The sequence below is a fragment of the Shewanella sp. 3_MG-2023 genome (assembly GCF_030548765.1).
Classification (GTDB): domain Bacteria; phylum Pseudomonadota; class Gammaproteobacteria; order Enterobacterales; family Shewanellaceae; genus Shewanella.
Genome location: NZ_JAUOSH010000017.1, coordinates 28,868 through 44,149 on the forward strand (window position 1 = coordinate 28,868; position 15,282 = coordinate 44,149).

At 42.5% G+C, this 15,282-nt stretch carries 11 protein-coding genes and 1 pseudogene; all 12 read right to left on the bottom strand.

Annotated features, from left to right (window positions below):
• Window positions 1-122: 122 nt before the first annotated feature.
• The gene (locus Q4591_RS11195; RefSeq protein ID WP_303461083.1) at window positions 123-3,920 is read right to left on the bottom strand and encodes an AAA family ATPase; all 3,798 of its coding nucleotides are present in this window, start codon (window positions 3,918-3,920) and stop codon (window positions 123-125) included.
• Entirely contained in the window at window positions 3,920-5,179 is a 1,260-nt protein-coding gene (gene sbcD / locus Q4591_RS11200) for an exonuclease subunit SbcD (protein WP_102440409.1), read from the bottom strand. Before sbcD ends, Q4591_RS11195 begins: the two co-directional genes overlap by 1 nt.
• 76 nt (window positions 5,180-5,255) lie before the next feature.
• Window positions 5,256-6,017 carry a TSUP family transporter gene (locus tag Q4591_RS11205; protein ID WP_102440410.1) on the bottom strand — a complete coding sequence of 254 codons (762 nt, stop codon included), beginning with the start codon at window positions 6,015-6,017 and terminating at the stop codon, window positions 5,256-5,258.
• Between the two features lie 249 nt (window positions 6,018-6,266).
• Window positions 6,267-7,646 carry a DASS family sodium-coupled anion symporter gene (locus tag Q4591_RS11210; protein WP_102440411.1) on the bottom strand — a complete coding sequence of 460 codons (1,380 nt, stop codon included), beginning with the start codon at window positions 7,644-7,646 and terminating at the stop codon, window positions 6,267-6,269.
• A 565-nt stretch (window positions 7,647-8,211) separates the two neighbouring features.
• On the bottom strand, window positions 8,212-8,565 hold the full coding sequence (locus Q4591_RS11215; protein WP_102440412.1) for a hypothetical protein: 354 nt from the start codon (window positions 8,563-8,565) through the stop codon (window positions 8,212-8,214).
• Between the two features lie 372 nt (window positions 8,566-8,937).
• The gene (locus Q4591_RS11220) at window positions 8,938-9,405 is read right to left on the bottom strand and encodes an N-acetyltransferase (protein WP_102532116.1); all 468 of its coding nucleotides are present in this window, start codon (window positions 9,403-9,405) and stop codon (window positions 8,938-8,940) included.
• A gap of 107 nt (window positions 9,406-9,512) precedes the next feature.
• Window positions 9,513-11,498, bottom strand: coding sequence for an NERD domain-containing protein kinase family protein (locus Q4591_RS11225; protein WP_102440414.1), 1,986 nt, complete (start codon window positions 11,496-11,498; stop codon window positions 9,513-9,515).
• A gap of 131 nt (window positions 11,499-11,629) precedes the next feature.
• The gene (locus Q4591_RS11230) at window positions 11,630-12,022 is read right to left on the bottom strand and encodes a ribonuclease E inhibitor RraB (RefSeq protein ID WP_102440415.1); all 393 of its coding nucleotides are present in this window, start codon (window positions 12,020-12,022) and stop codon (window positions 11,630-11,632) included.
• 10 nt (window positions 12,023-12,032) lie between these two features.
• On the bottom strand, window positions 12,033-12,266 hold the full coding sequence (locus Q4591_RS11235; protein WP_102440416.1) for an RNA-binding S4 domain-containing protein: 234 nt from the start codon (window positions 12,264-12,266) through the stop codon (window positions 12,033-12,035).
• An 88-nt stretch (window positions 12,267-12,354) separates the two neighbouring features.
• Window positions 12,355-13,176, bottom strand: coding sequence for an SDR family oxidoreductase (locus Q4591_RS11240; RefSeq protein WP_102440417.1), 822 nt, complete (start codon window positions 13,174-13,176; stop codon window positions 12,355-12,357).
• Between the two features lie 30 nt (window positions 13,177-13,206).
• Window positions 13,207-14,412: an HD-GYP domain-containing protein gene (locus Q4591_RS11245; RefSeq protein WP_303461088.1), complete on the bottom strand. Its 1,206-nt coding sequence runs from the start codon at window positions 14,410-14,412 to the stop codon at window positions 13,207-13,209.
• 282 nt (window positions 14,413-14,694) lie between these two features.
• Window positions 14,695-15,147 (bottom strand): annotated as a pseudogene (locus Q4591_RS11250) (DUF2919 domain-containing protein); the annotation flags it as partial.
• Between the last annotated feature and the right edge of the window lie 135 nt (window positions 15,148-15,282).

The following is a 15,282-nucleotide window of genomic DNA, read 5'->3' on the forward strand; positions in this document are numbered from 1 at the left end:
TTGACCTAAAAATAACCCTACCCCAAAGCAAATAATGAGGCTAATGCGGCTGCATTAACCTCAAGTGACGGTTTAGTTGTTAGCCTAGCCGCGAGTCTGAGCGATAAGCTTTAGAGACAAACTTAAGCCAATTCGACATCGCTATTAACTTTATATTCACTCTGCAACTTACTGACTCCAAGTCCATTCATTTTATGCACTCTAATTTGCACCCCAATGCGCTCTTTCATCGCTTCAATGTGGCTGATCACACCAATCATTTTGCCTGAAGCATTAAGGTTATCTAGCGCATCAAGGGCGGTATCTAAGGTTTGACTGTCTAAGGTGCCAAAGCCCTCATCCAAAAATAACGAGTCGATACTGGTTTTATGACTGACTAAATCCGATAACGCTAACGCTAATGCCAAACTGACTAAAAAGCTTTCACCACCTGATAAGGTGCGAGTATCTCGAATTGCATCGCCTTGCCAGGTATCCAATACTTGCAGCTCTAGATCTACCGATTGTTTGCGCTCAAGCAAATAGCGTCCTTGAAGCCTATCCAGCTGCCGATTAGCCAAAGTAACCAGATGATCTAATGTCAGCCCTTGGGCAAACTTTCTGAATTTATCGCCTTTTTGCGAACCGATGAGTGAGTGTAAATAGGCGATATCATCATAAGCTTGTTTGGCTTGGTTAAGCTCTAACAGCATTTGCTGCTGACTTAGGCGCTTTTGTTTATCGTCATCCAGTAAATGGTTCACTTGCCATAAGGTTTGTTTTATCTCACCTAACTGGGTCTCGACTTGTTGATGCTGCAAACTGACCTTTGCTAAATAGCCTTGTGCAGATTCTTGCTCTGACTTTAGCTCTGAATCTAGATCAGCCCCTTGAAGTAAGACTTTGTCTGAGCCTTGTTGCTGCTTTTCAGTCGTTAGCTGCTCATAACCAAATTGCTCTGCTTGGGTCATTAACGCTGTTAATTGCTGCTTGGCTTGTTCTACCAAGGTGCGCGCTTTTAACTGCTGCTCATTAAGTTGCTGCTGCAAGTTAATTAACTGCTCACGCTCAGCCTGAGGAATAATGGCTTGCTCAAATTCCGCTTGGCTAGCAAATGGGCTTTGGCTTAATTGCTGCTGCCACTGCTCGGTTGCCGCGGTTAACTCAGTCAATGCCACTGCAATTTGTTTATTAACGGCTTCAATATGCGCCTTAACATTATCTTGCTGCTGCTGATATTGATTCAATTGGCTTTGTAGCGCTGTTAACTGGCTTTCTGCTTGCTCAAGCATGGCTTGGCTAGCCTGCTTTTCAGTTAATGTTTGCTTATCGGCAAATAGCTGCTGCCTTTGGCTCGTCAACTTGGCTAACTCAGCTGCAACTTCAGTTAATTGCGCTTGCTGCGACTGTGATTGCTGCAACGCCTCTTCTAGTTGACTCGCCTGGGTTTGCTGTTGCTGCTGCAATAATTGTAATTGCTGCTGTGCTTCAAGTTGCTGATCGCTTGCTTGCTGCCACTGCATTATTTGTTGTTCAAGGGCGCTTAACCACGCTTTAAACCCAGCCATATCTGGCATAGACTCTGCGGTTTGCGCAATTGAATCGCTTAATTCAGTCACTAGGTTATTAAGGGTTTTATTCACCTCAATAAGCTGCAGCTCAGCGTCCTGTAAGCCATTGTTGCAGCTTGTATGCTCTTGGGCTAATAAGCTTAATTGGTGCTGTTGTTGCTCAGCGGCGTTATTCGCTTGCTGGTACTGATCGTTTTGTTGTTGCAGGTGAGTTTTAGCCTGCCTGATATCGGCTAATCGCTGGGATAAGTTTTGCTGCAACTGCGCCATTTGCGCTACATAATCACTCAGCTGGCTATCATCAATAGCAAATGCAATTCCAAGTTGCTGACAAGTTTGCTGCCAGTCCTGTTGTAATTGCTGACTCTGCGCCGTTAGCTTAGCCACCGCTTGTGAGGCTGACTCATATTGTAACTGCAAGGTTTGCAATGCCAATTTAGCTTGCTCGCCTTGGGTTTTAATCTTATCTAATTGCGCGCTAGTTTGTTGATGGCGCAGCTCTGTTTGCGACAAATCAACCGCTTGATATTCACTCACTAAAGGGTGATCCAACGAGCCACATAAGGCGCATGGCTCACCTTCTACTAACTTAGCCCGATGCTGGGTTAAATCAGCAATATATTGCTCTTGTTTTAGCAAGCTTGTTAAGTCTTTTAATTGCTGATTTTTATCTGTCCACAAGACTCGTATTTGGGTTAACTCAGCTTGCTTTAACTCAATATCGTGTTGGGTTTGCGCGTTTTGCTGGCGATGTTGATTAAGATCTAATTGCAATTCACTGTAACGGGTCGACAAGTGTTCAAGCTGACTGCGCTTTGGCTGCTGAGTCACTATGTCATTATATTGCTGCTCAATGAGTGCTTCTTCATCACCGGCTAACAAGGTCTGTAATTGCAGCTGGGCTTGTTGGCGGCTGAGTTGATATTGTCCAAGTAACTGTTGCTCACTGGTTACTTGCGCTGTCAGTGTGCTTTGCTGCTGTTGGAGCTGAATTTGCTGTTGCTGAAAACGGGCAATTTGTTGCGTCAACTTAGTTTGCTGAGTCACTTGCTCGGCGTAGTTAGCATATTGCTGCTGCCACACACCAAGGCGAGTTTGGATCAACTTGCCCTGGGGATATTGGTTGATGACTTGCTGCTGCTGGGCTTGTAATGCCGTAACGGTTTGTATTTGTCCGCCGATGGCCTGCTGCTTTTGCTGTAATTGCTCTAGCAGCTGGGTTTGTTGCTGCTGAGACTGTAACTGCTGAGCATGTTTAAAGCTCACTTGCTCAATTTGATTATCAAGTGGCTGCACCTGAGTATCAATTAGCGTCACTAAATCCGTATGTTGCTGCTTAGCTAAACTAAAGTGCTGAGACTGCAACTGTTGCTCAGTGGCGATTTGACTTAATTGTGCGCTGGCCTGTTCAAGCTCAGTATTGCGCTGCTGTAACTGCTTTTGCAACTGTGCATGGCTGTTTTCAAGTTTGCTCATGCCTTCAAATAACGGAATTAAGCTTTCAGCTGGCTCACTGGCAGCTAACTTAGCTAAACTGGCTTGCTGGGCTTTAAGTTCAGTCTGCGCTAGTTGTAATTGTTGCTCACTGGCAAGATGTCGCTCAGTTGCTTGCTCAAGCTGCTTAGCCCACGTGACTTGCAGCTGCAGTTGCTGCAGTTGTTGCTGGCATAAATCGGCTTGCTCAATTAACTGAGTTTGCTCTATTTGTTTAAGGCTAATACTGTCATCATCTAGTAATTCAACGCTGTTTGATTTAGCTTCAAGCAAGGCAAGCTCCTGCTTTGATTGGCTAAATTTTTGATGTACTTGCTCCGAGATAAGCCCGTATATTTCTGTGCCGGTAAGCTCTTCAAGTAACTCAGCCCGTTCATTAGCTTTGGCATTTAAAAAGGCGGCAAACTGACCTTGGGATAACATCATCGATTTAGTAAATCGCGCGAAATCTAATCCGGTAATGGCTTCGGTTAATTCGGTTTTATGCTTAATTTGGCTGGCAAGAATTTTACCATCTTCAAGTTGCGCTAACTCAACTTGGGCATCTTGTAAATTGCCATCAACTTGACCACGGGAGCGTCGTTGGCTCCAAAAGGCGCGATACGCCTTACCTTTCACTTCAAACTCAACCTCGGCCAGACAATCGCTGGTGCCACGAGTCATGAGCTCATTGGTGGTTTTTGAAATTACCCCTAAGCGCGGGGTCTGATGATACAGCGCTAAGCAGATAGCATCTAAAATGGTTGTTTTACCCGAGCCTGTAGGGCCAATAATGGCAAACAGGCCGTTTTCTTTAAATGGCGACTGGGTAAAATCAATTTTCCACTCATTTTTTAATGAGTTAATATTTTTAAAACGCAGGCTAAGGATTTTCATTATTTTGCCTCCTCAACATGTTGCGCTGTGCCATTAAGCTGCTCATTCATTTCATCAAGGATAATATCAAACTGTTGTTTTACCCGTTCAAGTCGCTGTTGCTGCTCGGGTTCTGAAAAGTCTTCTTGGGCTAAACGGCGCTCAAACACTTCTGTGACGCTTAATTCAGTTAAGGTTTCATTATCCATTTGCTGAATTTGCTGTTGGCGCTGGCTACGAGCACGCTTAAGTTGCAGTACTTCTACAGGTAAGGCGTCGGTCAATTCGGCTATTCGGCTTTGTAAGTCGGTTAAAAAGTCTTGCTCGGCCACTTCGATACTCAGCCAAGTGACTTGATCGCTGCCTTGCTCAACTAAGGTTTCAAGCTGGGATGCGATTTCGGCCAAGCTGCCTTTTACACTTGCCATGGCTTGAAACTTGGGCACTTCAAGGGCACTGACCTCGGCTAATTTAGCCTTATCAAACTCAACCAAATACACACTTTTTTGACTGTTAAGTTCATCAAAACTTAAACTGATTGGCGAGCCGCTATAGCGAATATGCTCTGTTTTGGCGATTTTTTGCGGTCGATGAATGTGGCCTAGTGCAATGTAATCCGCTGCAGGAAACAAGTTGGCATTAAATGCATCAAGGCTACCAATATAAATGTCTCGCACTGACTCACTGGTGCTGGCACCCACTGTGGTTAAATGCCCTGTGGCAATAATGGGTAATGGCGTAGTTTGCTGGTTATTAATTGCTTGGGCATGAGCAAAACAGCGCTGATATAAATCGGCGATTTCATTAGCTAACTTTCGCTGTTTATCTTCACTGGACTCACCCGACTCACTTAATACTATATCTCTAGGGCGTAAATACGGCAGCGCACATACAATCGCGCAGGGGTGATCATGACTATCAGCCACTAACAACACATGCTCAGCTGCGTTATCAAGCGCACCTGGGATAACCGTGGCATTTAAGCACGCCAGCAACTGCTTTGACTCTCCTAAGGTAGCAACAGAGTCGTGATTACCACCAAGAACGATAAGCTTACAATTTGTTGCTTGAATATCGACAATAAATTGATTGTACAAACTGCGGGCATAACTTGGCGGCGTGCCAGTATCAAAAATATCGCCAGCGACAATCAGTGCATCAACCTGATGCTGGCTAATTTGTGCTAACAACCACTGCAAAAATGCCTTGTGCTCAACAGCGCGACTTTTACCGTAAAAGTTTTGACCAAGGTGCCAATCAGATGTGTGAATAATGCGCATGAAAACCTTTTCTGTTCGATGTGTTGTTATTGAAATCTGTCATAAAACGCTTAATTAGTCTGGAGATATAAGTCACTTACCCGTACTGCGCCCACAATAATTTAAAGCTCATTAAAAATGCCATGGTGATCACCAGCGGTTTAATAATTTTTACCCCTTTGGTCATCACTAAGCGTGAGCCAAAAGTTGCGCCGATAGCTTGCCCGACTAACATAATAAGCCCTAATAAAACCGCCACTTGGCCGCCAATCATAAAAAAGATTAACGATGACACATTAGTAGCAAAGTTAAGCACTTTGGCATGGGCGGTGGCTTTAGCCAGTCCGTAACCTGCCAGTGACACAAAGGCTAAAGCAAAGAAACTGCCGGTTCCGGGTCCAAAAAATCCATCATAAAACCCCACCCCAAGAGCGGCAGTAAAAGCAAACATGGCAGGTGTCAGCACTTGTTGTTTATCTTCTTCTGAGATTTTTTTAGAAAACAAAAAATAACAGCCAATGGCGAGGATAAGAAATGGTAATACCAGTTCTAATACGGTGACATCAATCATTTGTACAATAATGGTGCCCACTGCAGCGCCAATAAACGCGCACACAATGGATAAGCGTGCTTGCTTTAAGTCAACCATGCCTTTGCGAATAAAGTACAAACTAGCAAAAAAGCTGCCGCCACAAGCTTGCAGCTTATTAGTACCTAAAGCCGCAGCTGGCGGTAAACCCGCCCACATCAATGCAGGAATAGTGAGTAAACCGCCACCACCGGCAATGGCATCAATAAAACCCGCCAATATGGCGACGAAAAATAATATAACAGCAATTTGTAGGGTTAACTCGAACATTAGATAGGTCTATAAATCAAAATAATACGCTATTAGACCTGCTTTAATGGCAAAATTCAAAAGCTATCTGCATTAGATTGTGCCTTAGTTTATCCAAACGTTTACGTCGCTATTTTTAATAACACTGAGCCTGTGAACATTTAATAATTGTTGACAGATATCGGCTAAAAAACGCAAAAAGGTAACCTAAGTTACCTTTTTATTAGTGAGTAAAGTGATTGCGCTTTTTAACTGTGATTAACAGTGCAATTAAAAGCCCCAGAACAAGTTGGTGATTAAAAACAGCACCAACATACTTATGAAGTTAATAATCATACCTGCACGCATCATTTCAGATTGCTTGATATAACCTGAGCCAAAGACAATGGCATTAGGCGGGGTGGCGACAGGCAACATAAAGGCGCAAGAAGCTGCAATACCAATCACTACTGAAATCATCACTGGCGATAAACCTAAGGGCTCAGCAATTGCAGCAAAAACTGGCACCAGCAATGCTGCACTAGCCGTGTTACTGGCAAACTCAGTTAATAACACCACAAAGGTAATCACTGCAATCATAAATAGCGCCATGTGGGCATCGCCAAAAATATCTGTCACAAAGTGGGCTAGAAACACACTGGTGCCTGTGGCTTTTAACACTGCACTTAACGTGAGGCCACCGCCGAACAGGATAAGTACTCCCCAGTCCGTGGTCGATTCGATTTTTTTCCAGTCCACTAATTTAAGGCTGGCAAGCACAACTACCGCACCTAAAGCAACAATGGTATCAAACTTACTGATCCCACCAAGTGCTTGGGCTAATGGTTTACTGAATATCCAACCACAAACTGTAGCTAAAAATATAATCAGGGTTAATTTTGCACTAACGGTCATTTTTACATTTTCTGTTTTTATCTCACACACAGTCGATAAATCAGGTTTTAAAAATAGATAAAGCGCGATTAACATGCTTGGTAACATAATAGCCACAGTGATTAAACCAAACTCGAGCCAATCACTAAAGCTTAAGCCCACTTGTGCCGCAGCAATGGCATTAGGCGGACTGCCCACTAGGGTACCAATTCCACCAATGTTGGCAGAATACGCGATTCCCAGTAGCACGAACAAATAGGTTTTACGGTACTGTTTAAAATCCAGTTGATGCAAAATACCCAAGGCTAGTGGCAGCATCATTGCGGCTGTTGCCGTATTACTGATCCACATCGACAGCACTGCGGTCACTAAAAACAGTAACATACAAGCAATACTCAACTTACCTTGAGACAGCAGCAACACCTTTTGCGCAATTAAGCGGTCAATGCCCTGATGATTTAGCGCCGCCGCCAACACAAAACCACCAAAGAATAAGAAGATAATCGGGTTAGCAAAATTACTCATGGCGGTGGAAGTATCAAACACCCCCAAAAACACCGCTAATATCGGAATTAAAATGGCGGTAATACTGATATGAATCGCTTCGGTTAACCATAGAATAGCTGCAAAAATAAGTAGCGATAGACCGGTATTGACCCCTTGTTCAAAGGGTAATAAATGATATAGCAAGGCAAACAAGGCAATGTTGCCAAACAAGATGATGAAGTCAGTTTTATTGTTTTTGGTTGTCGTCGACTTTGTTGGGCAGTTTTCCATTAAAGCGTTCTCCCTTATTTTTTAATGACAACAATGTAAACAGAGTAATAGGTAAGATAAAGCATTGTTTTTGGTTGCTTGATTACATAGTCAAGCCTGCGCGGCGTGAGATGAATCCCATTACCAGCCACTGTTGTGACGCGCAACAATAGTAACACTAGATGTATTGTGGTTATTAAGTTTCAAATTGACGGAATTCGCCATTTAGTACTCTCAAACTGAATGTTTATTAGCGTTTAAATAATGTGACATAGATCTAGCTGGCCCAGGATAAACTTGTAATAAGACAAAGTTAATTAGCGTTTCGTGATCTGTAATAACCATAAGTGGTTTTAAATGCCGCTTAGAGAAATGATAAAATAGTGATGGGTGATGGGTGATGGGTGATGGGTGACGGGTGACGGGTGACGGGCTATTAATAGTAAAACTAGCTTAGCAAAAAAGATCCTTTAGCAGCAGGAATGCTCAATAGGGGCGTTAAAAAAGTAAAATAAAAACTCAGTAAGGCACATCCGCCTTACTGAGTATTAGTCGTTATGCGATTATACGATGCAATAACGCGAGCTTAGATTTCACCCGTCACAATGCAGTAACCAGTAACGGCCTCTTCACCGTGCACTTGAACCTTGGCATATAACTTATGATCAGCTAGCGGGTAATGATTGTATAAAAGGTAAGTGGGTGTTTCGCTGATGTCCTGGCCATCAACTGCATCGATGCGATAAATATTACTTAAGATCGGCGATTTATAGCCATCAATGTTAACCACAGGTTCATTTGAACGTAAAATATCAATATTAGCCATGGTGATATCATCACCACCAGCAACAGTGCATGATAGATCACTTGCATGCGCCATACCTGTCAGCGCGGCGATGCTCAAAGTTGAAACGAGTAGTGTTTTTTTAAAAGAGCTCATCAGGTGTTACCTCAATATCGTAAGTTATAGCTATTTTAATCAACTTACAGCAATTGAATAAATCCCATATGAAGGATATGACCCTACCACAAGCTAATTTGCATGACTCAAGTGTAGTATAAGAATACTGGCGATGATTCCCCCTTCAAATAGGCCGCTTAAATGGGCTTTATATTGGCCAACATCGCTATCGATATTCGTTTTTTAATCACATCATTACTCATAAAGGCCTTTAGTGGTGTCATGCCTAAAAACTGATGGGCTTTATAGGGGCGCTGTATTTTTCGAGTTTATCAGCCAAGAAGTGCCGTTCTAGTTAAAGTAACCAACAAGAAAATTATAAAGTCACGCTAAGCTACACATCACTTGTGCCTATTCATTTAGCAAAGGATGATCTTTAACCGACAAGCTATACGAAAAAAAGCGGCTATCTTTTACAAAGCCAATTTTCTCATAGACAGATTGAGCAGGAAAATTCACTTTCGCGGTGCTTAAATCAACCCTTACGGCTTGAATACCGCGAGCCAATTCAATAGAGCATCGGATAAGTAAATTAGCGGCGCCTTGATTTCGATAGTCTGGCTCAACAAATAGATCATTTAACACTAATACTTTACCTAGCTCTGTGGATGAAAAACTTTGATAATTAAGCACGAAACCAATCGCTTTATCCGCTTCAGTGTAAGCCCCAAAAATAAACGCTTCTTGATTATTTAACCGTTCCAGCAAATAGGTAGCATACTCAGTCACGGCTTGCTCAACCCCGTAAAAATGCATATATTGGCTAAACAGAGGCAAAACATCATCAAGTCGTTCAGCAGTAATGCGTTTAATAATCATGGGATCCCTCTTACATTATCCACGAATCATATAAGCCAATACGGCTTGTACCGGCTTTTGGGGCAAACATCCTTCACATAAGCCTGAAGGGCTATAAATCAAGATAACTACAAGCCAGAGTTTTGATACTCAACTTCATCGAGCCCTAACTGCTCGGCATAACTGCGGTTAGGAACGATACGAAATTCAAATTTCAAAATACTTAAGCAAGCCTCAAAAAAGCCTTCGCCAAGCCACTGCTTATCAAAGCTCATTAAGGCGTTAATCATGGCATCTGCGCCACTGCCTTGTTTAATCGACTCTGGAGAAATCGCATCGACAACACTTGCGACCAAGCCATATAAATCTTTTTCAGCATCGCCTTCTACAGACCACATAGTCGGATCGGCATATTGCGCAGCGTAATGGCTGGCAGCTATATCAGAACCTATACCAAAGTTTACTAAGGTAGCCTTACCGTCTCGGCAAATGATATTTTTAGGACAAATGGCCCCATGGTGAATATCTAAACTGTGCAAGTATTGTAGTGCTGTTAATAGTTGAATAAACCACAACCTGGGTTGACCCACTTGTATTGTGGCCACTTCATCTAGCGCGACCCCTTGTACCCAATCTCTGGCAATGAATAAATCATCCGACTGTGGCAATTGCCCAAATGCCAGCACACGCTCAACATGTGGATGATAAATTTTAGCCAGGCTGCGATACATGTTACTCAGGGTGTGCCATTGGTTATCCACATCTTGATAAACACTGACGCAGCATGGGAAGTTCCCTTGTAAATGCAATGCCCGCCATAGCTGGCTGCGAGGCGTTGCTGAAATAAAGTGATCGAGGCGGTAATGATGATCAACCACCGCGCCCTGCTCGATAACGATTTTGTGCGGTAAAGTGTCACACACACCTAAATCGATAACTGCAGATAAATCACAACGAATCGCGTCAAGGTCAATGGTGCTGCCTTTGGCTGCAGCGCGATACCATTGGTAAATACGTGGTTGTACGGTTTTTTCAGCTAATTCTAAAAAGGCCGTGGCATAAGCTTGTATATCTTCACTGGTATTAAGTGAATCTTTAATATCAATAAATTCAACGTCAGCGTCATCTGAGATAAATATACAATTATCTTCCCAGCCACCTATGGTGTAACCGCGGCGATGGATTTGCTGTAAGCCGGTGACACTGCGGCGCAGAATTTCTAACAGCTGATAAGTGGTTTGCTGTCCAATATCAAAAATATTCAGTGGCACACCACGGGGCATTCTGATGGGCAAGACCACCTGTTCACCATCTTGAATAAGTGGCGCGCAAAAAGGCACGCAGCTACAACCTGAAAGTGACTGAATCCGTTTAAATTCATCACGCAATTTTTGCTCGTGATAATTGGCATCAATACTGTCGTCAAACTCACTGGTCACCAGTATTTTCAACAGCCATGGCGCGGTCCAGCCACCCGGATTATATTCTGATTGCCAAACTTCCAAGCCTTGCTGCAGGAATAAACATTTGAGCTTAATGAAATCTTGAATTTTGTTGTTACGTTGCTCAACCAGTGCCACCTGGCCTATGGTGTCTAATACCATTTCTTTTTGAGTGTCGGTCACAGGATGAATATGCGGCGCCGTTAAGCCCCACTCTTTGGTTAACGCGGCGATGATTTTTGCAGGGGTATAAATACTCAGTTTACCGGTATCTTTTTCAACCAGAATTTCTTCGCCTTTACGCCCTGTAACAAACACCATGCCCTGACACCAAGGAGCATAAACGCCCACAGGAATTTTGTTCTTTAATTTACCCGCTAATACTCGGGCGACATAATTGGCTTTTGATAAACTATTGTCCACATGACGACCATCCAGTGACCAAGCATGTAAACCAGCGTTTAAGCGACCAATGTAGCCTTTTACGTCAACCACATACACACCAAACTCACCGACAACTAAGGCGTCAACCTCCATTGCTTGGCCAGTTTGAGTAGGAATTTCTACATTGGTTAAAAGGAGATAATCTTCAGGAAGTTCGTCAGATAAAAGAGAAAATGCCCAACGTTCGGCATCATTGACTGGGGTACCAAAGCTAATGTGTCTTGCCATTTAAAATGCGACTCCATAAATACTGCGGGATATTAACTTCCCTTAACTGCATATGGCTCCATCCTATAATATAAAGACACAAAAAAACCACCTAATTGGTGGTTTTTGTTTTCAATATTTTAACAGGCTAACTAGTGGGTGTGTGAGCAGTTGTCGTCACATTGATGCTCATCATCAGCAAACTCGTCATCACCTTCTTGATGTTGCATTACGCCCCATCCATCTGTCATGCCGTCAAACTCTTGGGCAAAGGTGTTTAACTCAAGTTCTTTAGCCACCAAGTCATCATAAGTTGGCACCATGTTTAAACAAACAATCAGCTCCCACTTTTCGATTTCTTCGCTAAAGTTAAGCTCTAACTCACCATTTGAGCCCATTGCTGCGAGTGCTTCTAATGCTGATTCTGCATCGCGTTGATCATCAAAAATCAAAAAGAAATCAACATCAAGTGCTACAGTTAAGTCAATACCAGACTCAGCCATTGCGGCTAACATTTTACCATTGTCATCATCAGGGAATTGCATGCTTGTATCCTTATGCTGTGGCAACAATTTGAATTTTATCGCCATTAAATTCAATGACATCACCAACGACACACTTTTTACGCTTACGTGTGTCAACTTCGTTGTTTACTGTGACTAAGCCTTCAGAGATGACATGCTTAGCTGCACCGCCACCATCGACTAAACCTTGTACTTTTAATACTTTATATAACTCAACAAACTCATCGCCACTCAAAAGTGCGAATTGTGCAACTTGGCTGCTCATTCAATTTTGGCCTTTAATCATAAATATGGGTTGCATTATACCTGATCACTGCTTAATACCAACCATCTCGCCGCTAACGAGTTATCAATTAACAAGCTGCTAGCATTTTTAGCGGATCGGGATGAATATAGTTGAAATTAAGCTGTTGGCAAATCAAATTACCATTTATTACTTTACTGGCTAATTGGGTTTGATTAAATTGCGGCGCTGCTAAGCCCAAGTCAGCAGTCGCTGCTTGGTAAAACTCAACGCGAGTAGGATGACTCGGCGCAGTTAAATTGTAATAGCTCGACACATTTTTCCCTGAGCTCGTCGCCGCCAATATGGCCTCTATTGCCTGAATGCAATCATCAAGATGAACCAAATTAACCGCGACATTTGCGCCGCTAACATCGGTTTTACCAGCAAAAAACTTACCCGGATGGCGCTTAGGGCCAATTAAGCCTGCAAAGCGCACGATACAAGCATTATCCATTGCAGCAATTAACGACTCCGCAGCCAATAATATTGCACTTTTATCATCATATGCCGCAGCATCCGCTTCGGTCATTATGCGATTTTTAGCAGGATAAACCCCTGTGGTACTGATAAAAATCACCCGCTGATATTGGCGCGGTGCAATCAAGTTGACCAAGGTTTGAATATGCTCAAGATAATGACTTTCACCTCGGCGCAGGCCCGGCGGAATATTAATGATTAACGCATCGGCTTCAAGTAAGCCTTCAAGCTGTGTTGCTTCAATATTTTGCTCACTTAAATCTAGCTTATAAGCATCAATACCCAGTGAGGATAACTGCTCACAACCGGCTTGGGTTCGCTTAGTGCCGCTAACCTGATAACCTTGTTTAACTAATCTTGTCGCTAATGGCAGGCCAAACCAACCACAGCCGATAATTGCAATACAGTTCATGAAAATCCCACGGGTTAAAAAACGCTAAAATTAATCATTAATATGGCAAACATAAAAACATACAGGGGCGTGAACTTCTAGCAAGTTAGCTAGTTTTTTTGATAAATCTTCTAGTTTTACCGTCTCAACAATCGTTACCCCTTCATCAATTAAGCATCTAAAACTGGCCTGAGTACCATGAGCTGAACAACTAACTACATGGGGCTGCTTAGATGCGGTTGATGTCATCATTACCTTGGCGATACTACCATCGGACAATTTAACAATGGAGCCCGGAGGAAAAACGCCTAACGTTTTCACTAGTATGCTAATCAAGGCTTTATCATGTTTATCAGCACGGCTTTTAAATAAGGTGCCTAATGCCAATTGTGCTGAGCCTGTGCTTTCTAACAATACCGTATAGTCATTCGCTAGAATCACGATTTGGGTCAATAAAGGAATGTGATTTTTGGTGAGTTTATTGGGGTAACCACTACCATCGATATACTCATGATGATGTAGCACAATATCCAACATGGCTTTAGGGAATAAACCACTTCTATCTAGCATTTCATAGCCGATATTGGGATGGGTCTTTATATAGTTTCGCTCGTGACTAGTTAAATCAATGCGTTTGCGACGTATGGCATCAGGTATTTTTAATTTGCCAATATCATGAAACACACAGCCTAACGCAAGATCTCGCATTTGCGCAGGGGCTAACTCAAGGCTGTGCCCCATTAAAATGGATAACACAGCAACCGAGATCCCATGCTGAGCCATGTTTATTTCTTTATCAGCACAGTTAACTAATCCAATTTGTGGCTGTTTGGTTTCATGTAAATGGGTTAATAGTAACTCCACGACTGTCACTGCTTCTCGATGTGATACCGGCGGATCACTAATGACTTTACTATATGCGGGGCGAAGATTACTGCAGGCTTTACTGAAGCGAACTCGACTTGTATTTACTGACTTTTTGATTATGGCGTTAATATCAAACGCGGGGGCCACTTCCGCAGCAACCACAGGTTGACTGATAACGGGCTCAACAAATAAATGCTGACCGTTAATCACAGTCACATAGTTAATGCCTAAGCTATTAATCAGTTCAATTTCTGCTTGGGAGCTAATCAGTACTTTATTACGAAAAAACGGATTATTAAACCACGATAACGGCAGTTTTACCGTCATACCGACCACCAGTTGTGATAACGGTATATTGATAGGCTCAGTTTTAGCCACTACTTTAGCCAAGATAAGATCCTTTTTAACCGCCATAGCAGCCGCTGGTATTGGTTTTTATTTCTGTCAGCTACTATGACTTAACATGTTTTACTTATTCACCTTTATCGAGTCGGTTATTTCTGTTGCAATAACTTTATTATACACGCCTCGATTATGTTTGGCTGACTCGACAATCTTTTGAGTATGCTGCGCGGCTTGTGACTGTTCATCTGGCTCATAAAGTTGAGCATCTTGTTGTTCTTTCGCCATGGCAAGTTCAGCTTCTACTGCCATATAATCGGCTTCATTTTGCCAATCTTTAAAATAATGCTGCAATCGTTTTGATTTTAATAAATAAATAGCTGACCAAAAGATAAATAATGCATCAAGTGCAAAGCTGACTTTGAAAACAAAATGATCGTGAACCAGGCGTTGGCTAAGTAATAAAGCATCAACAATCAGTAGTAGCCATAGAATGTACTTAATCTGATTAAATAGCGGCCTTAATACCTGTGGGCTGCGTTTTCGCTCCGCAATCACTAATCCATAAATAATTACCGCACCAACCCCGCTCGCTAATGCCAGTAAAAAATCGCTTTTTTCAGGATAAAATAGTCTCACGAGCCCAGTGCGATCGTTAAATTGGGTTAACGATGCAATAAAGACACACCAACCACGGGCGAGAAAGATCAGCATTAAATACAAAAATATCGGCGGTTTTATATGGCCCTTGTCATCAAGCCAAGTGATATTGCTAAAATTCACAGGGTATCCAGTTTATTAGGTAAAGGCTTACTTGCTTAGTTCGAAGCTAGGTAAGCCTTAACTTATGCTATTAATAAATTGCCAGTAGCTACTTTTTAAGATTATTTAAAGCGACTAATTGTTAGTGATTAGTGT

What these genes read in the sequence shown, in the direction of transcription:
- Q4591_RS11195 (WP_303461083.1), bottom strand. Translation starts at nt 3,920, where the DNA reads ATGAAAATCCTTAGCCTGCGTTTTAAAAATATTAACTCATTAAAAAAT.
- sbcD (WP_102440409.1), bottom strand. Translation starts at nt 5,179, where the DNA reads ATGCGCATTATTCACACATCTGATTGGCACCTTGGTCAAAACTTTTAC.
- Q4591_RS11205 (WP_102440410.1), bottom strand. Translation starts at nt 6,017, where the DNA reads ATGTTCGAGTTAACCCTACAAATTGCTGTTATATTATTTTTCGTCGCC.
- Q4591_RS11210 (WP_102440411.1), bottom strand. Translation starts at nt 7,646, where the DNA reads ATGGAAAACTGCCCAACAAAGTCGACGACAACCAAAAACAATAAAACT.
- Q4591_RS11215 (WP_102440412.1), bottom strand. Translation starts at nt 8,565, where the DNA reads ATGAGCTCTTTTAAAAAAACACTACTCGTTTCAACTTTGAGCATCGCC.
- Q4591_RS11220 (WP_102532116.1), bottom strand. Translation starts at nt 9,405, where the DNA reads ATGATTATTAAACGCATTACTGCTGAACGACTTGATGATGTTTTGCCT.
- Q4591_RS11225 (WP_102440414.1), bottom strand. Translation starts at nt 11,498, where the DNA reads ATGGCAAGACACATTAGCTTTGGTACCCCAGTCAATGATGCCGAACGT.
- Q4591_RS11230 (WP_102440415.1), bottom strand. Translation starts at nt 12,022, where the DNA reads ATGCAATTCCCTGATGATGACAATGGTAAAATGTTAGCCGCAATGGCT.
- Q4591_RS11235 (WP_102440416.1), bottom strand. Translation starts at nt 12,266, where the DNA reads ATGAGCAGCCAAGTTGCACAATTCGCACTTTTGAGTGGCGATGAGTTT.
- Q4591_RS11240 (WP_102440417.1), bottom strand. Translation starts at nt 13,176, where the DNA reads ATGAACTGTATTGCAATTATCGGCTGTGGTTGGTTTGGCCTGCCATTA.